Annotated in this window: 22 protein-coding genes and 1 tRNA gene; 12 read left to right on the top strand and 11 right to left on the bottom strand. The window is 71.4% G+C overall.

The window, feature by feature from the left end; translation table 11 throughout:
- Positions 1-90 precede the first annotated feature (90 nt).
- From fabF to U9J66_RS18875, 4 genes are all read right to left on the bottom strand, one after another.
- Entirely contained in the window at positions 91-1,329 is a 1,239-nt protein-coding gene (fabF, locus tag U9J66_RS18890; RefSeq protein WP_014908356.1) for a beta-ketoacyl-ACP synthase II, read from the bottom strand.
- A gap of 126 nt (positions 1,330-1,455) precedes the next feature.
- Positions 1,456-1,701, bottom strand: a complete 246-nt coding sequence (locus tag U9J66_RS18885; protein ID WP_161110115.1) for an acyl carrier protein — start codon at positions 1,699-1,701, stop codon at positions 1,456-1,458.
- Between the two features lie 74 nt (positions 1,702-1,775).
- Entirely contained in the window at positions 1,776-2,732 is a 957-nt protein-coding gene (locus U9J66_RS18880; protein WP_014909696.1) for a beta-ketoacyl-ACP synthase III, read from the bottom strand.
- A 2-nt stretch (positions 2,733-2,734) separates the two neighbouring features.
- Positions 2,735-3,619 carry an ACP S-malonyltransferase gene (locus U9J66_RS18875; protein WP_042283557.1) on the bottom strand — a complete coding sequence of 295 codons (885 nt, stop codon included), beginning with the start codon at positions 3,617-3,619 and terminating at the stop codon, positions 2,735-2,737.
- Between the two features lie 329 nt (positions 3,620-3,948).
- Here U9J66_RS18875 and U9J66_RS18870 point away from each other — a divergent pair, with 329 nt between their 5' ends.
- Both U9J66_RS18870 and U9J66_RS18865 read left to right on the top strand, forming a co-directional pair.
- Positions 3,949-5,202, top strand: a complete 1,254-nt coding sequence (locus tag U9J66_RS18870; RefSeq protein WP_042283424.1) for a PucR family transcriptional regulator — start codon at positions 3,949-3,951, stop codon at positions 5,200-5,202.
- Between the two features lie 261 nt (positions 5,203-5,463).
- Positions 5,464-6,462 carry a hypothetical protein gene (locus U9J66_RS18865; protein WP_161110114.1) on the top strand — a complete coding sequence of 333 codons (999 nt, stop codon included), beginning with the start codon at positions 5,464-5,466 and terminating at the stop codon, positions 6,460-6,462.
- A 92-nt stretch (positions 6,463-6,554) separates the two neighbouring features.
- Here the strand turns inward: U9J66_RS18865 and U9J66_RS18860 are convergent, their stop codons facing one another.
- On the bottom strand, positions 6,555-8,228 hold the full coding sequence (locus tag U9J66_RS18860; RefSeq protein ID WP_161110113.1) for an alkaline phosphatase D family protein: 1,674 nt from the start codon (positions 8,226-8,228) through the stop codon (positions 6,555-6,557).
- 130 nt (positions 8,229-8,358) lie between these two features.
- Here U9J66_RS18860 and U9J66_RS18855 point away from each other — a divergent pair, with 130 nt between their 5' ends.
- The 3 genes from U9J66_RS18855 (at position 8,359) to U9J66_RS18845 (ending at position 9,976) form a co-directional block, all read left to right on the top strand.
- Positions 8,359-8,769 carry a secondary thiamine-phosphate synthase enzyme YjbQ gene (locus U9J66_RS18855; RefSeq protein WP_014913142.1) on the top strand — a complete coding sequence of 137 codons (411 nt, stop codon included), beginning with the start codon at positions 8,359-8,361 and terminating at the stop codon, positions 8,767-8,769.
- 194 nt (positions 8,770-8,963) lie between these two features.
- Complete coding sequence (locus U9J66_RS18850) at positions 8,964-9,389, top strand: DUF3052 domain-containing protein (RefSeq protein WP_014913212.1); 426 nt, start codon at positions 8,964-8,966, stop codon at positions 9,387-9,389.
- A gap of 122 nt (positions 9,390-9,511) precedes the next feature.
- Positions 9,512-9,976, top strand: a complete 465-nt coding sequence (locus U9J66_RS18845) for a peroxiredoxin (RefSeq protein ID WP_042283416.1) — start codon at positions 9,512-9,514, stop codon at positions 9,974-9,976.
- A 70-nt stretch (positions 9,977-10,046) separates the two neighbouring features.
- Here the strand turns inward: U9J66_RS18845 and U9J66_RS18840 are convergent, their stop codons facing one another.
- Positions 10,047-12,467, bottom strand: coding sequence for a M14 family metallopeptidase (locus U9J66_RS18840; RefSeq protein WP_161110111.1), 2,421 nt, complete (start codon positions 12,465-12,467; stop codon positions 10,047-10,049).
- A gap of 303 nt (positions 12,468-12,770) precedes the next feature.
- Positions 12,771-13,394 carry a DUF998 domain-containing protein gene (locus tag U9J66_RS18835; RefSeq protein WP_161110110.1) on the bottom strand — a complete coding sequence of 208 codons (624 nt, stop codon included), beginning with the start codon at positions 13,392-13,394 and terminating at the stop codon, positions 12,771-12,773.
- 154 nt (positions 13,395-13,548) lie between these two features.
- Between U9J66_RS18835 and U9J66_RS18830 the strand changes: the two genes are divergently transcribed.
- Positions 13,549-13,622 (top strand) — tRNA-Val (locus tag U9J66_RS18830).
- A gap of 57 nt (positions 13,623-13,679) precedes the next feature.
- Here U9J66_RS18830 and U9J66_RS18825 read toward each other — a convergent pair.
- Both U9J66_RS18825 and U9J66_RS18820 read right to left on the bottom strand, forming a co-directional pair.
- Positions 13,680-14,318 (bottom strand): methylated-DNA--[protein]-cysteine S-methyltransferase, encoded by a 639-nt coding sequence (locus tag U9J66_RS18825; protein ID WP_084570253.1) that lies wholly within the window; start codon positions 14,316-14,318, stop codon positions 13,680-13,682.
- Positions 14,315-14,812: an RNA polymerase sigma factor gene (locus tag U9J66_RS18820; RefSeq protein ID WP_161110108.1), complete on the bottom strand. Its 498-nt coding sequence runs from the start codon at positions 14,810-14,812 to the stop codon at positions 14,315-14,317. Before U9J66_RS18820 ends, U9J66_RS18825 begins: the two co-directional genes overlap by 4 nt.
- Before the next feature lie 192 nt (positions 14,813-15,004).
- Here U9J66_RS18820 and U9J66_RS18815 point away from each other — a divergent pair, with 192 nt between their 5' ends.
- From U9J66_RS18815 to U9J66_RS18800, 4 genes are all read left to right on the top strand, one after another.
- Complete coding sequence (locus tag U9J66_RS18815; protein ID WP_326338281.1) at positions 15,005-16,078, top strand: ArsO family NAD(P)H-dependent flavin-containing monooxygenase; 1,074 nt, start codon at positions 15,005-15,007, stop codon at positions 16,076-16,078.
- A gap of 87 nt (positions 16,079-16,165) precedes the next feature.
- Positions 16,166-16,762, top strand: coding sequence for a dihydrofolate reductase family protein (locus U9J66_RS18810; protein ID WP_326338280.1), 597 nt, complete (start codon positions 16,166-16,168; stop codon positions 16,760-16,762).
- Between the two features lie 103 nt (positions 16,763-16,865).
- Positions 16,866-17,924, top strand: coding sequence for a TetR/AcrR family transcriptional regulator (locus tag U9J66_RS18805; RefSeq protein ID WP_326338279.1), 1,059 nt, complete (start codon positions 16,866-16,868; stop codon positions 17,922-17,924).
- Between the two features lie 99 nt (positions 17,925-18,023).
- Positions 18,024-19,238, top strand: a complete 1,215-nt coding sequence (locus U9J66_RS18800; RefSeq protein WP_326338278.1) for a PP2C family protein-serine/threonine phosphatase — start codon at positions 18,024-18,026, stop codon at positions 19,236-19,238.
- A gap of 45 nt (positions 19,239-19,283) precedes the next feature.
- Here U9J66_RS18800 and U9J66_RS18795 read toward each other — a convergent pair whose 3' ends face one another.
- Positions 19,284-20,084: a cyclase family protein gene (locus U9J66_RS18795; protein WP_042283403.1), complete on the bottom strand. Its 801-nt coding sequence runs from the start codon at positions 20,082-20,084 to the stop codon at positions 19,284-19,286.
- A 53-nt stretch (positions 20,085-20,137) separates the two neighbouring features.
- Positions 20,138-21,469: an MFS transporter gene (locus tag U9J66_RS18790; protein ID WP_042283401.1), complete on the bottom strand. Its 1,332-nt coding sequence runs from the start codon at positions 21,467-21,469 to the stop codon at positions 20,138-20,140.
- A gap of 180 nt (positions 21,470-21,649) precedes the next feature.
- Here U9J66_RS18790 and U9J66_RS18785 point away from each other — a divergent pair, with 180 nt between their 5' ends.
- Together U9J66_RS18785 and U9J66_RS18780 are read left to right on the top strand one after the other, a co-directional pair.
- On the top strand, positions 21,650-23,323 hold the full coding sequence (locus U9J66_RS18785) for a glycoside hydrolase family 13 protein (protein ID WP_161110104.1): 1,674 nt from the start codon (positions 21,650-21,652) through the stop codon (positions 23,321-23,323).
- A 121-nt stretch (positions 23,324-23,444) separates the two neighbouring features.
- A complete protein-coding gene (locus U9J66_RS18780; protein WP_326338277.1) occupies positions 23,445-24,593 on the top strand; it encodes an FAD-dependent monooxygenase in 1,149 nt (382 codons plus the stop codon).
- Positions 24,594-24,772 lie beyond the last annotated feature (179 nt).

The raw sequence follows: 24,772 nt of genomic DNA, 5'->3' as shown, positions 1-24,772 counted from the left end.
CACCGCCCGAGGGGAGGACCGGTGGGATACGACGATGGGCGCCACCGGTGAGGGTGACGCCCATCGGGTCGCCGTGGATCGCGCGCGGGGTCAGGCGCGGCGGAAGGCCAGGGCGATGTTGTGTCCACCGAACCCGAAGGACTCGTTGACGGCGGCCACGTCGCCGCCGGGCATCTCCCGGGGCTTGTCGCGGACGATGTCCACGACCACCTCGGGGTCGAGCTCGGAGATGTTGATCGTCGGCGGGATCAGACCGTCGTGCAGGGCCAGGATCGTGGCGATCGACTCCACCGCGCCCGCGCCGCCCAGCAGGTGGCCGGTCATGGACTTGGTGGAGGTCACCGAGACCCGGTCCGCCACGGAGTCGCCCAGGGCCGCGCGGATCGCGCGGGTCTCACCGACGTCGCCGGCCGGGGTGGACGTGGCGTGCGCGTTGACGTGCACGATGTCCTCGGCCTTGAGGTCGGCGTCGGCGAGCGCCTGGGTGATGGCCCGGGCCTGGCCGGCGCCCTCGGGGTCGGGCTGGACGATGTCGAACGCGTCGTCGGTGTACCCGACACCGGCGGCGTGCGCGTAGACGCGGGCACCGCGCTTGGCGGCGTGCTCGGCCGACTCCAGGACCAGGATGCCGGCGCCCTCGCCCATGACGAAGCCGTCGCGGTCCTTGTCCCAGGGGCGGGACGCGGTCTGCGGGTCGTCGTTGCGCGTGGACAGCGCCCGCATGGAGGCGAAGGAGGCGATGTTCAGCGGGTGGATCGCCGCCTCGGTGCCGCCCGCGATGACGATGTCGGCCCGCCCGGCGCGGATCATGTCCACGGCGTTGCCGATGGCCTCGGCGCTGGAGGCACAGGCGCTGACCGGGGCGTGGGCGCCGGCGCGCGCGGTGAACTCCAGGGCCACGGCGGCCGAGGGGCTGTTGGGCATGAGCATGGGCACGGTGAACGGGGAGACCCGCTTCCAGCCCTTCTCACGGAAGGTGTCGTACTGCTCCAGGATGGTGAGGATCCCACCGATACCGCTGGAGACCACCACACCCAGACGCAGAGGGTCCACCTCGGGGGCGCCCGCGTCGTCCCAGGCCTCCTGGGCGGCGATGAGGGCGAACTGCTGGGTGCGGTCGAGTCGACGCAGCCGGGGGCGCGGAAGCTTCTCGGAGGGCTCCTGCGCGATCTGCCCGGCGAAGTGCACCGGAAGCTTCTCGTGCCACTCCTCCGGCAGCGAGCTGATACCGGACCGGCCGTCGAGGAGCGCGGACCATGTGGTCGAGACGTCACCCCCGAGGGGGGTGGTGGCGCCGAGGCCGGTGACGACGACATCGGTCTTTGGCATGATCCGATCGCCCTTCTCGTGGGTCGTTCCCGGGCGGGGCCGGGAGTCGTGGCGGATGAGGTCGCCCCGGGTCGGGGCTGTGGGGCCGCCGTGACCCGGTAGGGGGTCGGCGGCGGCCCGGACAGGCTACTTCTGGATGAAGGTGACGACGTCCTGGACCGTCTTGAGGTCCTTGAGCTGGTCGTCGGGGATCTCGACGTCGAACTTGTCCTGGGCGGCGACGGCGATCTCCACCATGGACAGCGAGTCGATGTCCAGGTCGTCGACGAAGTTCTTCTCCGGGGTGACCTTGTCGGCCTCGGTGCCGACGATCTCCTCGATGATCTCGCCGAGGCCCTTGAGGATGTCCTGCTCGCTGTATTCGGTGGCCATGTCTTGTTCTCCTTGCTTGACGAGTTCGATGTCGGGAACGGGCCCGTGCGCCACGGGGACCCCGTTTCCTCGGGTCAGGGGACGCGAATCACCTGAGCGGCGTAGACCAGGCCCGCGCCGAAGCCGAGGGTGAGCACGATGCTCCCCGACGGCAGCTCTCCACGCTCGACCATGCGCGAGAGCGCGAGAGGGATCGACGCGGAGGAGGTGTTGCCAGCGGTGACGATATCGCGGGCCACGAGTGCTCGGGGCGCGCCCAGCTTGCGGGCGATGGACTCGACGATCCGCAGGTTGGCCTGATGGGGGACGAAGGCGGTGAGCTCGGAGGGCTCCACGCCCGCCCGCTCCAGGGCCTCCAGGGCGACCTTGTACAACTCGGTGGTGGTCCACCGGAAGACGGCCTGCCCCTCCTGGTAGAGGTACTTGCCCTCGCGCAGGAAGATCTTGTCGGCGCGTTCACCGGACGAACCCCACACCACCGGTCCGATCCCGTGCTCCTCGGAGGCCGAGACCACCGCGGCGCCGGCGCCGTCGGCGAAGATCACACAGGTGGAGCGGTCGTCCCAGTCCACCCAGTCGCTGAGCTTCTCGGAACCGATGACCAGGACGTTGCGGGCGCTGCCCGCCCGAACGGCGTCGGAGGCCAGCCCCAGCGCGTAGCAGAAGCCCGCGCAGGCGGCGTTGACGTCGAAGGCGCCCGGGGCGGAGATGCCCAGCGCGGCGGCGACGGTGGCCGCGGTGTTGGGGATCTGGTCCTGGACGGTGCAGGTGGCGACGATCACCAGGTCGATGTCCTCGGGGGACATCCCGCCGGTGGCCAGGGCCTTGCCGCCGGCGGCGATCGCCATGCTCGCCACGGTGTCGTCGGGGCCGGCGATCCGGCGTTCCCTGATACCCACGCGGCTCTGGATCCACTCGTCGCTGGTCTCGACGCGCTTCTCCAGGTCGGCGTTGGTCACCACGTTGGAGGGCTGGTACTCGCCGAAGGCGCGGATCGAGGCGCCGCCCGGGGTGCTCGGGACGTGGAACATGGTCAGCCTTCCTGGGTGGTGCCCGCGGCGGGGGCGCCCGCGTGCTCCTTGATGAGGGCGCCGGCGCGCTCGAGGTCGTCGGGCGTCTTCACCGCGAGGAGCTCGATGCCGCGCAGCGCGCGCTTGGCCAGACCGGTGAGCGTGCCGGCGGGGGTGAGCTCGATGAGCGCGGTCACCCCGAGGTCGGACAGCGTCCGCGTGCACGCGTCCCAACGCACCGGAGAGGAGATCTGGGAGACCAGCCGGTCCAGGTACTCGGCCCCGCTGTCGACCACGGCGCCGTCGGCGTTGGAGAGCAGCCGGACGGTGGGGTCGGAGGGCGTCGTCGCCTCGGCGGCGCTTCGCACCCGCTCCACGGCCGGGGCCATGTGCTCGGTGTGGAAGGCGCCGGCGACGGCCAGGGGGCGCAGGCGGGCCCTGGCGGGCGGGTTCTCGGCGAACGCGGCCAGTCGCTCGGCGGTGCCGGCCGCCACGATCTGGCCGGAACCGTTGTCGTTGGCGGGGGTCAGCCCGGCGGCCTCGATGGCGGCCAGGACCTCCTCGCGGTCGCCGCCCAGGATCGCGGTCATACCGGTCTCGGTACGGGCGGCGGCGTCGGCCATGCCTCGACCGCGCTCGGCGACCAGGGACAGCGCCTCCTCGGGGGAGAGGACACCGGCGAGGGCCGCGGCGGTGAACTCGCCCACACTGTGGCCGGCGGTGGCGTCCACCTGGTGGGGGGCGGCGGGCAGGGATCCGAGCAGGGCGGAGGCCGCGGCGAGGCCGGCGCCGACCAACAGGGGCTGGGCGACGGCGGTGTCGCGGATCTCGTCCGCGTCCGCGGTGGTGCCGTAGCGCACCAGGTCCAGACCGGTCACCTCCGACCAGGAGGCGAACGTCTCGGTCATGCCGGGAAGTTCGAGCCACGGGGAGAGGAAGCCGGGCACCTGGGCGCCTTGGCCGGGAGCAACGATTACAAGCACGACATCAACCTTGCCCTGTAGGAGATCACCAGTTGGATGGGGAGGGACACGAAGTTCGCACGACCCCGTTTGTAGAGGATCCACAAAACATGGTCATGAGCCGGTTCGTTCCCTCGAAACCGGTGGAAGAGGTCACTTCTCGACGTTACGCCCCCCGCGCGGGTCCCGATGGAGTCCTCGCGCCCGACGCGGGTGACGGTCGACACGTACTGAGGGGGAGGAGGCGGGACCTCGAGGGATGCGAACCTAGGACGGTGAACACCGAATCCGAACAGCCCGAGGCCCGTGGGCCCGAGGACGGGGCGGACGAGCCGGTCGGGGGAGTTCCCGAGGACGAGATCCGCGCGGAGACCGTACGCCGTCTGGAACGCTCCATGGGGACCCTGGGCACCGCCGCTGTCGCCCGTATGGAGGAACGGCTCTCCTGGTTCCGACGGATGTCGGCCCAGGACCGGTCCTGGATCGGGTTGGTGGCCCAGTCCGGTGTGGCGGCCTTCGTGGACTGGTTCCGCGACCCGAGCCGGGGGCGTCCCGCGATCACCGTGGAGGTGTTCGGCACCGCCCCCCGTGAACTCACCCGTTCGGTCTCCCTTCAACAGACCGTCGACATGATCAGGGTGGTCATCGAGGTCGTGGAGGGCCAGGTCGACGATCTGGCCGCCCCGGGGGGCGCGCAACAGCTCCGTGAGGCCATGCTGCGCTACACCCGGGAGGTGGCGTTCAGCTCCGCGAAGGTCTACGCCCGCGCGGCCGAGGCCCGGGGCGCCTGGGACGCCCGGCTGGAGGCGTTGATCGTCGACGCGCTCCTGCACGGGGACCGTGAGGACGGTCTCCAGACCTGGGGGTCGGCCCTGGGGTGGTCGCACACGCCCGTGATCGCGATGGCCGGCGACATCGGCGACGAGGACGGGAACAAGGTCCTGGACGACCTGCGCGCCGCCGCCCGACGCCTGGGGCACGACGTGCTCGCCGGACTCCAGGGACGCCGTGTGGTCATGGTGGTGGGGGTGGGGGACCGCTATCCGGCCGAGGACCTGCCCGCGGCCGCCGCCGAGCCGCTGGCGGGGCTCTTCGGGCCAGGGGCGGTGGTGGTCGGGCCGGCCGTGGCCGACCTGCGTTCGGCGGGCGCCTCGGTCAGCGCGGCCGTCAACGGGTTGCGCTCAGCGGTGGCCTGGCCGGACGCGCCCAGGCCGGTCCTGGCCGACGACCTGTTGCCCGAACGCGCTCTGGAGGGGGACGTCGAGGCGCGGCGCCAGTTGGTGGAGGAGGTCTATCTGCCGTTGCGGGGGGCCGGCTCTCCACTGTTGGACACGCTCTCGGTGTACCTGGAGCACGCCTCCTCGCTGGAGGCCACCGCGCGGATGCTCTTCGTCCACCCCAACACGGTGCGCTATCGCCTCAGTCGCATCGCCGAGCTCACGGGGCACCCGCCCTCGGACGGTCGGGGGTCCTTCGTGCTCCGCGTCGCGGTGGCGCTCGGGAGGTTGTCCGAAACCCGCAATGAATGACTCGAATGACCGATATCAGCCAAAAGCGCGACAACCGAAAAGATCCGTCGTAACCTGATCGTTGTCTGTCAGAACAGCGCCCTTGAGGAAGTTTCGCCGGCGTCGGGTATGTCTGTGACTGCCCGTGTGCGCCCGGGGACTACGCGAAAAGGGATAGCTTTGATACAGGCGGGTCGCAGGAGGAGCCGCGGAGACGACGAGGATACTCGGGCGCCGCTCCCCTCCCCGCTTCGTCACGACGTTCTTGGGGGGTCCAACGCTGTGGTCGAGCGACCGAGGAAGAGGTTCCGGGTACTGCGCCCGGTGATCGATTACGTTCTTCAGCCCACTCAGGAGGGGGAGCTCCGCAGAAGGGTCCTGTTCTGGATCCCGGCGCCGCTCCCGGTGGTCGGGCTGGTCTACTTCCTGGTGGGCGGTGACCTCTCCGCCCCCGGATGGACGATACTGCTCGCCGGAAGCGTGGGCGTGGGGACCCTGGTCATGGCCATGGTCGTTCCCCCCACACCGCTGCCGGAGGGGCTGGCCCCGCCGGTCTCGGCCCGCAGGTCGTTGCACCGGTACCGACAGTTCGTCCAGTTCAGGGTCGCACTGGCCCTGGTGCCGATGGTGGTCGGAGCGCTCGCCGCGCTCTCCGGCGGCGGGATGTACCCGCTGTTCGTCGCGCTGGCCCTGGCCTGGCCGCAACTGCTGCTGGCCCTGCCCACCTTCTTCACCATCACCCGGGCCCGCCGGGCCATGGAGTCCCGGGGCACCACCGCCTACCTCTGGCACGCCCTGTCCCGCCCGGCCAAGGTCACCTGGCCGATCGCCACGCCGCTGGCGCGCTCCTACCGCTCCTGGCGTGTCGAGCGGGCCCGTCGCCTGGCCCAGGAGAAGGAACAGGACATCGAGCGGGACCGGGCCTGGAAGGAGGCCGTCGACTCCGAACGCGCCGCCCCGACCGAGCCGGTCGTCCCCTCCGCCGAAGAGGCCGAGGCGGAGAACGGCGGACTCCGACGTACCCGCAGACTGCACGCACTGCCGGAGGAGAACGCCGACGCCGACAACGAGCCCACGGCGCTGATCCCGCAGCCCGAGCACCTCGGTGAGGAGGGAAAGGGATCAGAGGGTGAGGACACCTCCTCCCGGACCTTCGGGGCGGGCTCCACGGTGCACCGCGCGGCGAGCCGGCTCCTGGAACAGGGCGGTGCCCTGAGCCTGAGGGTGCGCGACCGGCGTCGCGGCCAGGCCAACCGTCGTCCGCCCTCGCACAAGCCCTGAGGCGGACCGGCCTCGGACTTCGACCCCGTCCGACGGTCATCGCGGCGGCGCCCCGATCCGGGGCGCCGCCGTTCGCGTGTTCGGGGCCCGTCTCACAACTCCAGGACCGACCGGACCCGGGGCGGGGCGCCGTTCTCTCCCCCGGGGCAGTGGTACCAGCGGGCGCGGGCCCCGCGACCGTCGAAGTCCACCTCCCCGATGGTGTTGTCGAAGTAGGGACGATCGGTCAGCCGCCAGGTCAGAGAAGGACGGCGTACCCCCGCGGCCCGGGACATGATCGCGCCCGCCAGGTGGAACGGCGCGCTCGCCGACAGCGCGGCCACCCTTCGCATGACGGGGGAGAGCCGGTTGCACAACGCGGAGGAGACCAACTGGGTCACCCGGGAACCGTCCTCACCCGCCGTTCGGAGCCGGACCCGCGCGGCGTAGGAGAAGTGCACGTCCCCGCTCAGGATCAGGACGGTGGCGGGCGCCGGCCCGCGCTCGCCCCGGGCGACCTCGGAGATCGCGTCGGAGAGACGGTGGAGGGAGTACTGGAAGGCGCCCCAGTGCTCCAGGTCCAGGGCCTGCCGCAGCCGTTCCCCGGGGCCGCGGGCCGCCCGACCCCAGGCTCCCGCGCACACGGCCTCGTTCCAGGCCTCCAGATGCTGCACGGCCGGCGGCAGCAGCACGGGGACGGTGGAGGCGACGACCACGTGTTCGGGGCCGCCGGTGAGGTGCTCGTCCAGCCAGTCGTGCCCCTCGGCTCCCAGGATGGAGCGTGAGCCGTCGGAGGGGTCCCCCTCGCCCAGAGCCCGTCCGCAACGCGTGTCGAGCATCAGGACGCGCACACCGCCCACGTCGTACCGGTGGCTCCAACGGTAGGAGGAGGGGTCGTCGTGGGCCCTCGAAGCGAAGGAGTCGAGGGTGTCGGCGGCGTCGGTACCCCGGTCACGGTGCTCGCACAGGGCCGCCCACAGGGGGTCCTCGGCACGGGCCGCGGGGGAGAGATTCCCCACGTGCTGGTAGATCCAATAGGCGCCCAGACCGGAGGTCGCCCTCGTCCGCCACCAGGGGAGGGCGTCCATGGACCGGCGCCAGGCGGCCGAGGTGTTCCAGTCGTCGCGGACGTCGTGGTCGTCGAAGACCATCAGGGTGGGGACCGTCGCGAGCAGTCGGCGGACCAGGGGGTCGGACCAGGCCTGGCGGTACAGCTCGGCGTACTCGTCGTAGTGCACCACCTCGTCCTCGGGCGCGCCGTCCCGGTCCCGCTCGCGTACACGCCGCAGGAAGGCGCGCATGGGCTCTCGGAGCTCGTCGGCGTAGACCTGGTCGCCGATGAGCAGCAGTACCAGGTTGCCCTCGACCTCCTCACGGGCGAGCCGTCGGGCGGTGGCCCGGAGCAGATCGGGGCCGTGGCGCTCCGCCTCCTCGGCGGAGCCCTCCTCCGTGGGGGTGCGGCAGGAGCCGTACAGCAGCCGGGTGGGCGCCTTCTCGTCCAGGGTGCGCAGGACGGCGGGCGGGAGGTCGTCGTCGGAATCGGCCTCGGGCCAGACCCGGATCCCATCGAGGAGGACCTCGTAGGGCAGGGTCGCGCCCGGCCGAAGATCCTCGATTTCGCAGACGGCGTAGTGGTGGCCGTGGACCGTGAGGGTGCGGGAGGTCCGGACCCCGCAGCCGGACACGCGAATCCCTACGTCACAAGGGGCGTCCGTCTCCACCCACACCGTCGCCGTGCTGGTCCCCACGTGTCGGAGCAAGGGGCCCAGACGTAACGAGGCGGTCATCCTCTCCCCTTCGTTTCGCCTGATTTCTCACATGTTGTCGATGAGTATGGCCCCCATCGGGAGCGTCCGTCATCCACGGGTTTCCCCCGGGATGGTTGCACCGGGGGCCCGGCTGCGCGAAGGTGGCGCTATGCGGACACAGATCCTTGAGCTGCACACCGGTGGATCGGAGAGCATCACCGATATCACCGGGGCATGCGGCGACTTCGTGGCCGAGAGCGGAGGCGACGGACTGCTCAACGTCTTCGTCCCGCACGCGACGGCGGGCGTGGCGATCATCGAACTGGGGGCGGGGTCGGACGACGACCTCCTGGCCTCCCTCGACGACCTACTGCCCGCCGACGACCGATGGCGCCACAAGCACGGATCCCAGGGGCATGGACGCTCACACGTCATGCCCGCCTACGTCGCGCCCCAGACGACGGTCCCGGTCATCTCCGGGCGGCTCGAACTGGGGACCTGGCAGTCCATCGCCATCGTCGACCTGAACGTGGACAATCCGGACCGCAGGGTCCGGCTGTCCTATCTCAGGTCCGGGTAGCGCCTTCGAGGCGCACCCCATCCCGTGCCCACGGAGTTCGTACACGCGTTGACGGGGAAAGGCACTAGCGTGTGAACTAGGCCATCAGCGATGGTTACGGACCCACGCGACGGGCGGTGAAGAGCCCGACATCGTTGTGACAACTGCTTCGTGCAGGCAAAATTGAGAAAACCCATCTGTGGAGGAGAACTTTCGTGAGCGCGACCGCGGGCCAGGCACAGAGCGAACGCGGCTTGGCTGACCGACTCGGATTCAAGCCGGGTCAGGTGGTGCAGGAATTCGGCTTCGACGACGACGTCGACGAGGGACTGCGCGCATCCATCGCCGAACTCACGGGCGAGGCGCTGGTCGACGAGGACTATGACGGCGATGTCGACGCCGCGCTGCTGTGGTGGCGGTCCGATGAGGAAGACGACCTCACCGACGCGCTGATGGACACGGTGACCACCATCGCCGACGGGGGGACCATCCTGGTCCTGACCCCGAAGGCCGGGCGTGAGCTGCACGTGTCCCCCAACGACGTCGCCGAGGCGGCCACCACCTCGGGGCTGTCGCAGACCAGTGCCGTCAGCATCGGAGCGGACTGGTCGGGTACCCGACTGGTCGTCCCCAAGCGGTGACGGACCTCGCCCGCATCGGGTGAGAGCGGCGTCGCGCGCCCCCATGGGCGCGCGGCGCGTACGGGGCGCCCGCCGAGCGGCGGGCGCCGAATCCGGCCTGCTCCGACCAGAACGAAACGGACATGACCGTCATCAGCACGGGCGCGGCCGCGCCCGATTTCACGCTTCAGGATCAGTACGGCCGGGACACCACCCTGTCGGCGTCGAACGAGGGCCCGACCCTGGTGGTCTTCTATCCGTTGGCCTTCTCCGGAATCTGTTCCGGAGAACTCTCCGAACTGCGCGAGCGTCACTCCGAGTTCGTCGAACTCGGGGCCACGATCCTGGCGGTGTCGGTGGACTCCACCTTCGCCCTGCGCACCTGGTCGGATCGTGAGGACTTCCCCTTCGCCCTGCTATCGGACTTCTGGCCGCACGGTGAGGTGGCCCGGCTCTACGGGGTCTTCGACGCCGAACGAGGCGTGGCCCGTCGAGGCACCTTCCTCATCGACGCCGAGGGGAACGTGCGCTGGTCGACCCTGACCCCCATCTCGGAGCCCCGGAACGTGGACGAGTACCTGGAACGGATCCGCGCCCTGGCGGGGTGAGCCCCGCACGGCGGACGGCCCCACGAGAAGGATCCTCCGCCCTCCCCGCGGGGCCGTCGCCCCGGAGGCCCTACTCGATCGTCCAGGTGCCCCTGCGGTGGTTCCTGGCGTTACCGTCGGGGTCGTAGCCGCCCTCGACGTTGCCCGCGACGTCCACCGCGAACCAGTGGACGGTGGTGGTCTCCTCGATGGTCAGGCTCTCCGGCCCTCCGCGCACGCCCGTCAGCTCCAGCCGGGGCGAATCGAAGGTCGGGCGGCCACCGTCGAGCGTGTAGTAGATCTCGGCGGTCTCGTTGGTCCCGAAGGAGATCTCCACCGGACCGTCGTACCCGCCCGGACGCGGCGTGACCTCCGAACGCGGCCGATAGCGGTCGTTCTGGTGCTCCAGCGCGACCTCCAACATCCCGTACAGTCCGTCGGCGTACTCCATGCCCTGGGCGTGGGCCTCCTCCCACGGAGGCTGGAAGCCGGCCTGGCCCAGCTCGAAGTTCCAGGCGAAGACGTCGTGCTCGTACCAGAGGTGGTCGCCGGAGTTGCCGGCCGCCGAGTACATCACGTCGATGATCGGTCCGGTGCGCGCCGGGGTCACCACCGTGCCCCGGTGCCCCTTGATCGCGCCCAGGATGCTCTCCGAGGCCTCCCAGAAGTAGGTCTCCTCCATGGCCGAGGGCCGGGGCGTGGAAACGCGTCCATCGGCGATGTAGGCGCCCGGGGACCACATGAAGTAGTCGCCCGAGGAGTGGATGTTCATCGAGAACGCGATGTTGTCGTGGGTGTCGACCAGCCAGTCCAGGTTCCGGCTCTCCGGCTGCGACAGCGGCCCCTCCTCCTCGGGGCCGGCGAAGGTGCCGCCGGTGCAGTCGAAGGACGCCCCGGCGTAGCCGTCCCACAGGGTGTAGGTGCCGTAGTTGCGGTTGATGTCCACACCCCACTGGCCGCCGCCCTGGACGGCCCACTGGTCGCGGGGGCCGTCGGTCGGGCAGTGGTTGACCATGTTCTTGCGCTGCATCGGGGAGTCGTAGAACGAGTGCTTCGCGCCGTCGGGGTTGACCGAGGGCAGCAGGAAGATGTCCAGCTCGTCCACCAGCTCGGTGGTGGTCTCGTGGACGCCGTAGTTGCGCACCAGGCGTTCGGCGGTCTCCAGGGTCACCAGCGGGGTCTGCCACTCGCGGGCGTGTTCCTGGGAGTAGCCCAGGACCCCGGTCTTGGAGCCGTCCCGGGTGGCGCCGATACGCAGTCCGTACACCGTGGCCGGTTCGCGGGAGACCTCCTCGGGCGCGCCGAGACGGTCGTCGGCCCGGACCCGCTCGGCCTCCACGACCCCCTCACCGGCGTCGCCCCGGAAGGTGAAGGCACGGACCAGATCGCCGGCCTCGGCGTTGACCGCCGCCACGACCTCGGCCGCCGTGGTGGTGATCGCGCCGGTCCCGTCCGTGGCCGGCCGGACGAGGATCTCGTCGCCCTCCACGTCCACCGACAGGGCCGCGTCGGGCTCACCATGGTCGATCAGGTCGACGACGATGTCGTTGCCGCCCTCGTGCCCGTAGGCGAGAGACTCCACGATCACACCGCGCTCGGCGCCCCGCCCGTCGGGCCGCACACCGAGGATCGCCTGGGCGTGCCGCCGGTAGCCGTCGGTCAGATGGGGGAGCTCGACGACCTCGGCGATGTCGGGGTACTCGTCGGCGATCCGGTGGATCCGGTCGTAGAGCTCGTCCGGGGTCATGTACGCGTTGACGAAGTCGGTGTAGGGCAGCGGGTCCCCGGGGGTCTCAGGGTCCGGGAGCCAATCGGTGACCTCGGCCTCGGCGGTGGCCCCCGAGGGGTCGGTGACCCGGATCCGCTCCGGGCGTTCCTCCACCTCGGCCTGGCCGCGGTGGTACAGGTACACGCCGACGTCGACGAAGGGGGCCAGGGTCTGGGAGCCGCCGTCCCCGGGTTCGGTGCCCGGACCGGCGTCCCGCTCCACGGTCAGCCGGAAGTCCTCGTCCTGGCCGAGGGCGGAACGGACCTCCACCGACAGGAAGTCGCCGGCGCGCCCCTCGAAGTAGTCGGCCCTCAGGATCTCCAGGTCCTCGCCGGTGGACCTGATCCCCACCTCGCCGTCGGAGTCGCCCTCCGACCGCAGCCGCTCGATGGTCGCCTCGCGTTCGGCGAGACGCTCCTCGGCGTCGGACTCGGTGTGGACCACGTCTCCGAAGGTGAAGTCGGAGTAGACGTCCTGGTCGTAGGGGCCGACGACGGTCCGGGCGACGAAGCCGCCCCCGTCCACCGGATCCAACTGGGCGATGTCGCCGCCCAGTTCGACGAGTCGCTCCAGCTCGTCGCGGTCCTCCAACAGGATCTCCACCACCGACGTCTCGTCGAGGTCGAGCGTGGGCTCGGCGGCCACGGGCACGGCGGTCGGCAGCAGCAGGGCCGCGGCCGCTCCGAAGACGAGCCCGGTCCGGCGCGCACGCCGGGTCCCGGTCGATGTCACAGGCAGTCCCATCCGGGTCCTTCCCGCTCGGCGCGGAGTGGACGTGGCGCCCCTCCGCGAGATGTGACGCCCCCGCCGTTCGGGCGGGGGCGGACGGGTACGGACGGACCCGGCCGCGGCACCACGGGACTGCGCTCACACCATGGACGGGGGCGAAGGGGCTCGGGAGGGGAACGGGGGGACGTGGGGGAGCGTCCGGGTGACGGCGCGGCCGCCGTCGTGTACCCGAGAACGGCTGTGCGTTCGAGGCTGCCGTGCCGTCAGGGGTACGTCAAGACCGGTGAACGCGAAAAGTCGCCCCGGATCCTCGCGCGGTCAGAGCGCGCCCAGGGCACCCGCGCCGAGGAGGAGACCGAGCCATCCCAGACCGACGATCAGGGTGACCCGCTGGATCAGCCCCGCGTTCGGCGCCTCCTTCTCCCAGGCGTTCGCGAAGACGAGGGTGCCCGCGCCCACGACCACTCCGGTGATGCCCGAACCCCAACGCCAGACCGGATCCTGGAGGGCGAACGCCGCGATGAGCGCCGCCGCCGGCAGTGAGAAGAAGACCACGGCGCCCAGATTGTCGTGGATACGATGCGCGCGCCCGGTCTCCTCCGGGGTCCCCTCGGGGGCACCCGGCGGGTAGCCCCACATCGGATCCATCCGGAACACCCCGGACAGCAGCAGCCCGACCCCGAACAGGCCGATCGCCGCGGAGAGCGGCCAGACCGCCCAGGAGTCGGAGCTCACGGCCCAGGGCACCGCCACCGAGGACACCGCCACGAGCAGACCACAGACCAGGAAGTCGACCGTCTGGATCCACCCGCGCGGCCCCAGCGCCAGGGCGCTGACCGGGTGCCGGAGGGGCTCGTAGCCCGGACGGGTGAGCCCGTCCACGAGGAAGACCACCACGAAGAGGAGACAGCCGGCGGCTCCGGCCCAGAGCGCCGGGATCATAGGGCCGCCTCCGAGCGGGCATGGGCGGGGGAGGGACGCGACGGGGGGTCGGTGCGCATGGCGGGATCCTACCCGGGCTCCGTCCACTCGGCCGGGCGGGAGGGAACCGGGCACAACGGGCGCCGCGAAGGGGTATGATCACTCGCGACGCATCGGGCGCGTAGCTCAGTTGGTCAGAGCAATTGCCTTACAAGCAATAGGCCAGGGGTTCGAGTCCCTTCGCGCCCACCGAACGCACGAGGCCCGGGTCACCACCACGGTGGCCCGGGCCTCGGTCGTTCCCGGTCAGGCCGCCGCCTCCAGGTCCAGAAGGGTCCGCTTCGCGTCCAGGCCGCCGATGTAGCCCCCCAGACCCCCGTCGGTGCGCAGGACCCGATGGCAGGGCACCACGACGGGCAGCGGGTTCGTCGCGCAGGCGGTGCCCACGGCGCGGACCGCCCTCGGGTTGCCGACGAGCTCGGCGACCTGCTTGTAGGAGCGGGTGCGGCCATAGTCGATGTGCGGCAGCCGGCGTTGCACCTCCCGGCGGAAACCGGACGACAGCGCGAAGTCCAACGGCACGTCGAACACGTGCCGTCCGCCCGCGAAGTACTCCTCCAGTTCCCTCGCCACCGTGTCCAACCGGCGTGGCGCCTCCAGCACCCGTGGGCCGACCCGCTCCGCCAGGGTCTCCAGGGCCGCGTCGAACCCCTCGCTCTCGAACGCGACCCGTACCAGGCCCCTCTCGGTCGCCGCGAGCAGCAGCGGCCCGACGGGGGTGTCGAGGGTGCGGTAGGCGACCTCGAGCAGACCGAGGTCCTCGGCCGCCCCGGACAGGCGGGCCCGCAGCCGGGCCAGATCGCCGTCGGCCACCGGGAACAGGGTCCGCGTGTCCGCTCCGGTACCGGTCGTCCGAGGCCCGTCGTCGTTCGTCATGCCGGTCATCGGGATGCCCCCTTCGTTCGTTCCGCCGCGCGGTAGGTCCGTCTCAGGCTCTTGACGCCGTCCGCCGCCGCGCGACGTACGGCGTCGGCGCCGCCGCCGATCAGCGCGGCCGTCTCCGCGTGGGGGAGGCCGCCCAGGTAGTGGTAGGCGACGGCGAGCCGCTGCCGCTCGGGAAGGGCGGCGACCGCCTCCCACAACCCGTACTCGTCGCCGTCGGCGGGATCCGGGGCCGAGGGAGGTTCCGGTGGCTCGTCGGTGGGGACCGCCCGCCGCTCCCGGGCACGGACGACGTCGACCGCCCTGCGGTGGGCGACGCGCACCAGCCAGGCCTCCACGTTCGTGTCCTCGTCCAGATCGGGCCAGGCCCGCAGCGCGGCCAGGAAGGTCTCGGACCAGGCGTCCTCCGCGTCCGGCCCCGGCCCCAGGACGGCACGGCACACCCGTAGCACGGTCGTGCCATGCCGCTCCACGGCCACCTCGAACGGAGTTCTCATCCTCACCGCACCCCAGGTCGTGTCTTCTGGACCATTCCTCCACGGCCTCCTTCTTCGTTCCTCACCCTGTAGTCGTCTCCGGGCACCGGAACGTGAGACGGGATCGTCGGGTTCTCTCGGATCGCCCTCTCGGGAACAACCCCGCGTCGGCCGTCGCTGTGGCGATCGCGGGCATCGAGAGGAAGGACCCGGATGGCAACCCCCGAACACGAGGTCGACGTCGTGGTGATCGGCGCCGGTCAGGCCGGACTGGCCGCCGGCTACTTCCTGAGGCGGGTCGCGCGCCGTGAGGACCTCGACTTCGTCGTCCTGGACGCCGGGGCCTCCCCGGGCGGCTCCTGGACGCACTACTGGGACTCGCTGCGGCTGTTCTCCCCGGCCGAGCACAGCATGCTCCCCGGATGGTGGATGCCCCCGGAGGAGGGGCACGAATACCCTTCCGCACGTCATGTGGCCCGCTACCTGGCCGAGTACGAGAGGCGTTACGATCTGCCGGTCCGACGCCCGGTGCGGGTGGGGCGTGTGGAGCGCTCGGGGGAGCGGCTCGCCGTGGTCTCGGAGCAGGGGACCTGGCGGGCCCGTCGGGTGATCAGCGCGACCGGGAGTTGGAGCGCGCCCCACGTCCCAGCCCTGCCGGGCCGTGAGCTCTTCGAAGGGGAACAGGCGCACACCGTCGACTACCGGAACCCGGATCGGTTCGCCGGACTCCGCGTCGCCGTGGTCGGCGGCGGCAACTCCGCGGCGCAGATCCTCGCCGAACTCTCCCTGGTCGCGGAGACCACCTGGATCGCCTCCCGGCCGCCGCGTCTTCTGCCGGACGACGTCGACGGCCGGGAACTGTTCTCCATCGCGACCCGGCGTCAGCGCGCGGCGGAGGAGGGGCGAAGGGGCGAGGGGGTCGAGGACCTGGGCGACGTCGTCGCCGTGCCGAGCGTGCGCGAGGCCCGTGACCGGGGCGTTCTCGAGGCCGAGCCGATGTTCGAGAGGTTCACGCCCACCGGCCTCCTCTGGGCCGACGGCACCGAGCGGAGGTTCGACGCGGTGCTCTGGTGCACCGGCTTCCGCCCCTCCCTGGGCCACCTGGCCCCGCTCGGTGTGCTCGACGCCGACGGCCGGGTGGCGGTCGAGGGCACCCGATCGGTCCTCGAACCCCGGCTGCACCTGCTCGGATACGGGGACTGGACCGGCGCCGCCTCGGCCACGATCATCGGCGCCGGACGCACCGCCAAGGGCGCCGTCGCCGAGGCCATCGACCCCCTGGTCTGAGATCGACGGTCGGCGTGTGGTCGTCGAGAACGTCTCCGGCCCTCGTTAGTCTCCGAATCGGTCACCGAGAACACATGGAGGTCTTCGATGTCCATCGTCACCACCGATATGGCCATGTCCCTCGACGGGTACGCCGCCGGGCCCCGGCAACGGCGTGAGGCCCCCTTCGGAGACGGTCCGAGCGGCGAGATCACGCGCTGGATGTTCGACGCGGCCGAGGCGAACTCGGCGGAGCTGGAGGCGGTGACCGGCGCCGCGGCGTACATCATGGGGCGCAACATGTTCGGGCCCGACCGGGGCGAGTACGACCTCGACTGGCGGGGCTGGTGGGGGCCGGAACCGCCCTACCACGCGCCGGTCTTCGTGCTGGGACACCATGAGCGGGAGCCGCTCACGCTCTCCGACACCACGTTCACGTTCGTCACCGGGGGGATCCACGAGGCGCTCGATCTGGCCCGAGAGGCGGCCGGAGGAGGGCGTATCGACATCGCGGGCGGCGCGCGGACCGTGAACCAGTACCTCGCCGCCGGTCTGATCGACGAGATCCGCGTCCACGTGACCCCCGTGATCATGGGCGAGGGCACCCGGTTGTTCGAGGGGGTGCGCGGTGTACGCCTCGAGCAGGTCGCCGCCCGCGGCTCCGATCTGGTCTCCCACATCACCTACCGGGTCCTGCGGGACTGAGCGCCCGGCCCTGGTCACATGGCGTCGTCATGCGGATGTCCCGCGCATCCGGGGGCCGTGGCCGGGCGGCGTAGGATGGGCCCGAGAACGTGGCGAGGAGGACATGGTGCCGCTCAGCAGGGCCCGACGACAGGAGCTCAACCGGGCCAAGGTGCTCGCCGCCGCGCGGGAGGAGTTCTCCGAGCGCGGGTTCCGCGACGCCGGCATCGACCGCATCGCACGACGGGCCGACCTGACCCGAGGGGCCGTCTACTCCAACTTCCCGGGCAAGCGCGCCCTGTACTTCGCGGCCCTGGCCGAGGCGGCCGAACAGGTCCCCTCCGGGCGGGCCGGGGCCACAACCGAGACCGAGGCGCTCGGCGCCTACGCCCGAGCCTGGGTCACCCGGCTGCCGATCGGGGGCACCGACGAGCGGGCCGGGGCCGAGTTCATGTCCCAGATCACCGCGGATCCTCGGTTGGGAAAGGTGTTCGCTCAGCTCGTCGCGGTGGAATCGGTGCTCCTGGGCACGGCCCTGGAACGGTTGGGTCCCGGCGGCCGGCGGGTCCGATTGGCGCGGAGCGTGCTCACCACCCTGCACGGGGCCGGACGCCTGGCCGTCGCGGCGCCGGGGTTCACCGACCCGTTCACCGTCATCCGCGCATGTGAGCACCTCGCCGAACTCGACTTCGAGGACGAGCGTCCGCTGCCGCACCTGGCCCACGTCCCGGACGCCCGGCCGGTCGACGAACCGTGGGAGCCGTGGACCGTCCCCGACCTTCTGACGAGGAGGCGGGCGAAGGTGGCCGAGGGCGTCCTCCTGGTGTTGGGGCTGCACCGGCTGGAGGCGTTGGAGGACGCCTTGAGCGCCGTGCCCGAGGGCACCCCCGTCACGTTGGTCCCGGTCACCTCCGAACCGGGCGAACTCCTCCCCCTGGTCCGTCTCTCCCTGGCCGAGATCCGGGTCCGGCTGTCCCGCTCCGTCCCGGCCTCCGCCCGCCCGGCCCCGCGCATCACGCTCGACCAGGACCTGGCGGCCTTCGCCGGGGTGGTCGCACCCGACGACGAGACGGAGGAGGCCCTGCTGCTGCGCGGCGGCCGGGTGGTGGCACGGGCCTCGGGGCGGGGCGCGGGCCACGCGGCGGCGGTGTTCCGCGACGGTCTCGTCCCGGCCGGGCGCTGAAGGGGCGCGTCGCCCGGGTCTCTCCTCCGAATGACACGCCGAGGGGAACACGGTCCTCCGGCCTCCCCGGTGTGAGACTGGGGTCCGGGAGGTGACGGTATGGACGGGGCGACCCCGCTCAGCGAGAGCGAACTCCTCTTCGAGGAGCTCGTCAGGTCCGTGCACGCCTGCGAACCCATCGAGGTCCTGGAGGCCGCGGACCGCTACGGCAGGGCGATCGGTCTGGGCAAGATCACCGTCCACCTCGTCGACCTGCAACAGCACCTGTTGGTGCCGCTCACCGGCGGGCCCATACTCGACATCGCGACCACCGTCGCGGGGGAGGCCTACCGGTACGACGCCCTCAGGTTGGTCGAGGGCGGCGCCGAGGAACTCAGTCTGTGGCTGCCGCTCAAGGACGGGGCCGACCGCATGGGCGTCCTGCACATCCGTACCCCGTCCCTGGACGAGCCGACCCTGCGTCGCTGCCAGACGCTCGCCGCGCTCCTGGCCCTGGTCATCACGTCCAAACGCGCCTACAGCGACACCTACGTGCGCCGTACCCGTGCCCGTTCGGTGCGGCTGCGCACCGAGATGCTGCGGGCCTTCCTGCCGCCGCGCACCCTCGGCACGGCCCGCGGGGTCTCCACCGCGGTCCTCGAACCCGCCTACGAGCTCGGCGGCGACGCCTTCGACCATTCGGTCACCCGCGACGAGCTGCACGTCGTCATCCTCGACGCGATGGGGCACGATCTGGCCTCGGGGCTGACCGCCTCGGTGGCCATGGCCGGGGCCCGGGGCGCCCGCCGTAACGGAGCCGACCTGTCGCAGTTGACCGACAGCGTGGAGCAGGCCCTGGTCACCTGGTTGCCCGAGCGTTTCTGCACGGCGGTCTTCGCGACCCTGAACCTGGCCGACGGCCTGTTCTCGTGGTCCAACTGCGGGCACCCCGCGCCCCTTCTGATCCGCGATGGCTCCCTGGTCGACGGGGCCATGTGCCGCACGCCCGAGCTTCCACTGGGTCTGGACGGCCTCGTCCCGAACACCCCGCCCCGCACCGTCCATCGGATCAGGCTGGAGCCCGGGGACCGGGTCCTGCTCTACACCGACGGTGTCACCGAGGCGCACGATCGGGAGGGGCGGATGTTCGGCCTGGAGCGTTTCGCGGACTTCGTGATCCGCGCCGCGGCCGCCGAGGAGCCACCGCCCGAGACCCTGCGCCGTCTCATCCACTCGATCCGCGATCACCAGGGGGAGAGCTTCACCGACGACGCCACGATCATGCTGGTGGAGTGGACACCGGAACGGCGGGTACCGCCGCCTCGGAGCGTGTGAACGGACCCCGGACGGCGGTACCCGCCGTCCGGGGCGTGGGGGGCTTCACCAGAGGGCGAGGACCCGGCTGGGTCCGCCCGAGGCGTCCAGGCCGGGCAGTACGCCCACGGTGAGCAGGGCGCCGAGCGGCGGCAGCCGGTCCAGCCCGGTCAGCGCCTCCAGCCCCCAGCGGTCCGCGCGCCCGATCACCTCGTGCGCGGGGAAGTCGGTCGAGACGCCGGGGTCGGAGCTGAGGGTGTCGACGCCGAACCCCCTCACGCCCCGACGTTCGATCAGGTACTCGCAGGCCTCGGGGGAGAATCCGGGGAAGTGCCATACGCCGTTCTCGTCCACACCGCGGACCGCGTCGTCGCCCTCGGACCAGCGCTCGCTCCATCCCGAGCACATGAGCACCGCCGAGCCCTCGGGGATCCGTCCGTGCAGACGCTCGAACGCCGTCACGTCGTTCACGCCCACCGTCGTGTCGGGGTCCTCGGCGACGCGTTCGCGAACGTCGATCACGACCGCGGGGACGACCAGTTCGGCCGGGTCGATGTCGGGGACCAGTCGCCCGCCGCCGATCACGTGCCCCGGGGCGTCCAGGTGGGTGCCGCTGTGCTCGGTCAGGGTCCACTTCTGGACGTAGAACCCGAATTCCCCGTCGGCGGGCGGAGGGGAGAGGGTCTCCCGCACGGGCTTGTTCTCGTCCCAGGAGGGCATGCCCGGGGCGAGGGTGTGGCTCAGGTCGGCCACGTGACCGAAGCCGCGGTGCGGGGGCCGTGCACCGACCCGGGGCGGTGACGTCTCACCGGGCGCGGCGTCACCGGTGCGCGAACGTACGGTCTCACCTGTTCCGTGCAGACACATGGCTCTTCCTGTCTCTCGTGTGCTCTCGGGGCGCTCCGGCCGAGCCGTGTCCGTCAACCCGACGGGGACGACGATCGATCGGAGGGGTCGGGATCGCGTGGCCTCGGCGGGGGCGGGGACACCGCGGTCAGCTCGCGCGCGGGCCGCAGCGCCAACAGCGCCGTTCCCACCAGCAGGGTCGCCACTCCGCCCGCCAACAGCACCGTCCGCGTTCCGAGCACCGCGGCGACGGGGCCGGCCAGGGCCTGGCCCACCGGGAGCATCGCCACCGAGCCGGCCACCTCGTAGGCGTGGATGCGTCCCAGGACCGGCCCCGGGACCTGCGTCTGCACGCTGGTCATCCACATCACCCCCCAGAAACCCATGGCGGCGCCGCTCACCACCGCGCCCAGGGCCAACCACGGGGCACCCAGTCCCAGGCCCACCGTCACCGAGTACACACCGGCCCCGAAGAGCCCGATGGTCCCGGCGCGCAACGGATGGCGCGGGCGGATCCGCATGGCGAGGACCCCGCCCAGAGCGGTGCCTCCGCCCAGGGCGGCGCTCACCAGACCGTACACCTGTGCCCCGTGCCCGAGGATGATCTCCGAGGAGGTCAACGGGATCTGTGGCCCCCACAAGGTCACCATGAGCACCATCCACAGCAGGATCACCGACCACATCCAGGTCCGTGATCGGAACTCGTGCCACCCCTCCACCAGGTCGGCGAGGTACCCGGGTCCCTCTCCACGCCGTCGCGCGGGCTCGCGCAGCCGGATCAGACCGAGCAGGAGAGCGCCCACCGCGTAGGTGCCCGCGTGCACCGCGAAGACCCCGGCCGCCGACACCGTCGCCACCAGGACCCCCGCCACCGCCGGGCCGATCAGCATCGCCAGCGCCTCGGCGGTGCGGATCGCGCCGTTGGCCCCCTGCACGTCCCGGACCACCCTCGGCACCACCGAGGCCACCCCCGGCTGGAAGGCGCCGGCCGCGATCCCGTTGACCGCGCCGATCAGACAGATCTGCCACAGGACCACGTGACCGGTCAGGAACAGTACGGCCGCCGTCCCCTGGGTCACCACGCGCACCAGGTCGGCGGCGACCATCATCCAGCGCGCGCCCCAGCGGTCGGAGAACACCCCGCCGAAGATCACGAACCCCACGAAGAACACGGTGAAGGTGGCCATCGCCAGACCGACCCCGCTCGCCCCCATCCCGTGCGCGAGCAGGCCCGCGGCCAACGCCACCGGGAGCATGCCGTCCCCGGTCTTGGCCACCGCCCGTGCGGCGAAGAAGAGGGTGAAGTTCCGCGACCACACACGCGGACCGGCCTCCTCGAGCGGTTCGCGAACCCGGGCGACGTCCCGGTCCGGCTCTTCCCCGGCTTCAGCTCCGCCGTGCTCCATGGGCGCCTCTCCGTCGCCCCCGCGTCGGTCGTGAGGGCCCGTGCACCCTACCGGTCCAGACCGGTCCACTCCAGGGATTTACGACCTCGGCGATCACCGCGCGGAGCCGTCGCGATTCCCTTCCCCAACGGGTGCCCGGAGCGATTGAATGGGGGCCGACCACGAGAAGAGAAGGAACCCATGCCCGAACCCAGCGCCGAATGGTGGAAGTCCGGAGTCGTCTACCAGATCTATCCGAGCAGCTTCAGTGACAGTGACGGCGACGGTTTCGGGGATCTGCCCGGGATCATCGAGAGGTTGGACCACCTGGAGCGCCTGGGCGTAAGCGTGGTGTGGCTGTCGCCGGTCTACCCCTCGCCGTGGGACGACAACGGCTACGACATCAGCGATTACACCGACATCGACCCCCGCTTCGGGACCCTGGACGACTGGGACCGGCTGCGGGACGGGCTGCACGAACGCGGCATACGTCTGGTGATGGACCTGGTGGTCAACCACACCAGCGATCGGCACCCGTGGTTCACCGCCTCGCGGGCGGGGGAGGACGACAGACGCGACTTCTACTTCTGGCGCCCCGGCCGTGAGGACGGACCGCCCAACAACTGGGGCGCGGTCTTCTCCGGGCCGGCCTGGAGCCGGAGCGAGGGCGACGACGAGTACCACCTGCACCTGTTCAGCCCCTCCCAGCCCGACCTGAACTGGGAGAACCCCGAGGTGCGCCACGCGGTGCACGATGTGGCCCGGTGGTGGCTGGACCGGGGCGCGGACGGTTTCCGGATGGACGTTATCAACTTCATCTCCAAGAACCCGGCCCTGCCGGACGGGCCGGTCGTCGGCGACCACGGGCTCTTCACCGAGCACTCCATCAACGGCCCGCGCCTGCACGAGTTCCTGCACGAGATGCACCGGGAGGTCTTCACCGGACGGGACACGCTCACCGTGGGGGAGATGCCCGGGGTGAGCGTGGAACAGGCCCGGATCCACACGAACCCGGCCAACCGGGAGCTGGACATGGTGTTCCAGTTCGAGCACGTGGACCTGGATCACGGTCCGGGCGGCAAGTTCGACCCCCGCCCGCTGGATCTGGTGGAGTTCAAGGCCTCGATGAACCGGTGGCAGAAGGGGTTGGGCGAGGTGGGCTGGAACAGCCTCTACCTGAACAACCACGACCAGCCCCGATCGGTGTCGCGTTACGGCGACGACGGCCGGTACCGGGTGGAGTCGGCCAAGACCCTGGCCACCACGCTCCACATGATGAAGGGCACCCCCTACGTCTACCAGGGGGAGGAGATCGGCATGACCAACGCCCACATGGACGACATCGCCGACTACCGGGACCTGGAGACCCTGAACCACTACCGCACCATGGTGGCGACCGGGCGGGTCGACCACGAGACCGCCATGGCCGGGATCTCCCGGATGAGCCGGGACAACGCGCGCACCCCCATGCAGTGGGACGCCTCGGAGCAGGCGGGCTTCACCTCCGGTACCCCCTGGATCAAGGTGAATCCGAACCGCACCGAGATCAACGCCGAGGCGGCGGTGGCCGACCCGGACTCGGTCTTCCACCACTATCGGCGTCTGATCGAACTGCGCCGCGAGGACCCGATCGTGGTGTACGGGCGCTACTCGCCGCTGATGGAGGACGACCCCCGGGTCTTCGCCTATACCCGTGAGTGGGAGGGACGGCGCCTTCTGGTGCTGGCCAACTGGAGTGATCGGGAGGCCTCGGTGGAGGAGGTCGAGGACGTGGTGCGACCGGAGGGCCGGATGCTGCTGGGCACCCATCCCGAGCCCGAACGGGTGCTCGCCCCGCTCCGCCCCTGGGAGTCCCGCGTCCACCTGTTCGACTGATCCTCGGGGCCGCCGTCGGGCCGTGCCCGGCGGCGGCCTCCCCGATCCTCCGTGGAACCGGCACGCGGAGCCGGTCCGTCAGTACGGTGTCGGTATCAGGACGAACGTGGAGGGAACCGTCATGAGGGTCGTCATCGTCGGAGCGGGGGTGGGCGGTCTCGCCCTGGCCCGAGGGCTGGTCGGGGCCGGGCACGAGGTGGAGGTCCACGAACGCGAGGGCGGTCCGCCGGCCGTCGAGGTCGGGATCGGGTTGCGGTCGAACGGCGTCGCGGCCCTGGACGCCCTGGGAGTGGACGTGTCCGGCCTCGGCCGTCGCCTGGACGGGATCGAGGTCAGGGACCCCTCCGGGCGGGTGCGGCACACGCTCGACACGGACGCGATCGGCGCGCGTTTCGGGCACGCGTGGCGCGCGATGCCCCGCCGGGACCTGTTGGAGACGATCGCCGACGGTCTTCCCGAGGGCGCCGTGCGCTCCGGTCGGATCTGCACGCGGGTGCGGGAGAACCCCGACGGTACGGTGAGCGCCCTGTTCGGGGACGGCAGCGCCGCCACCGGCGACGTCGTGGTCGGGGCCGACGGTGTGCGCTCGGCGGCCCGGCGCGACCTGTGGGACGGAGACCCCTCCCGTCCGACCGGTCGGGCCGGCTGGCACGGGCTGACCGCCGTACCCGGCGAGATGGCGTCGGGGACGGTCGCCGCCGTGGTCCGGGGGCGTCAGGGCGAGTGCGGGATCATGCCGGCCGGGGACGGTCTGGTCCGATGGTGGTTCGACGTGCGCTGGCGTCCCGGGCTCCGGGCGCCCCGTTCTCCGATGGGCGTGCTGCGCAGGCTGTTCGCCGACTGGGACGACCCGTGGACGCGCGCGGTCCTGGACCAGGGCGACGGCGTCGAGCCGGCGCTGTTCGAGTACGTGCGGCACCGGGTGCCGAAGGTGTGGGGGAAGGGCGGGGCCACCCTCCTGGGCGACGCGGCGCACCCCTTCTCCTCCGCGGACTCGCCCGGTCCGGATCAGGCGTTGGAGGACGCCTGGGCGCTCACCGAGGTCCTCGGCGCGGCCGGGGCCGGGGACGATCCGGCCGAGGCGCTGCGCCGGTACGAACGTGACCGTCGAGGCCGGGTGACGCGCGCGGCGGCGTCGGGTGCGGAGTTCCTGTTGGAGCTGTCTCCGGCGCGGGCCCTGGGACCGGAACGTTCGGGGGCCCTGGTCACCCGTCGGCACATCGACCTTCTGGAGAGGACGAGCGGCGTGCTCACCGGCCGCCGTCCCTGAGGTCGGGCGCGGAGGGACACGGGGTCGGTGCGGTGGGGTCGCGCCGGCCCCGCCTTCGTGCGCGGTGCGCTTCGAGGGAGGGCAAGGGGCCTCGTTCTGTCCCGGGGAGGATATTGAAATCTCTTGGGGTTAGGTTAGACTAACCTACATTCCTGTCGGGTTCAGCACGATATGTGCGT

Source organism: Nocardiopsis sp. LDBS1602, assembly GCF_035818715.1.
Lineage (GTDB): Bacteria > Actinomycetota > Actinomycetes > Streptosporangiales > Streptosporangiaceae > Nocardiopsis > Nocardiopsis alba.
The sequence above is the reverse complement of the archived record's forward strand: the minus strand, read 5'-3'. Positions and strand labels throughout refer to the sequence as shown.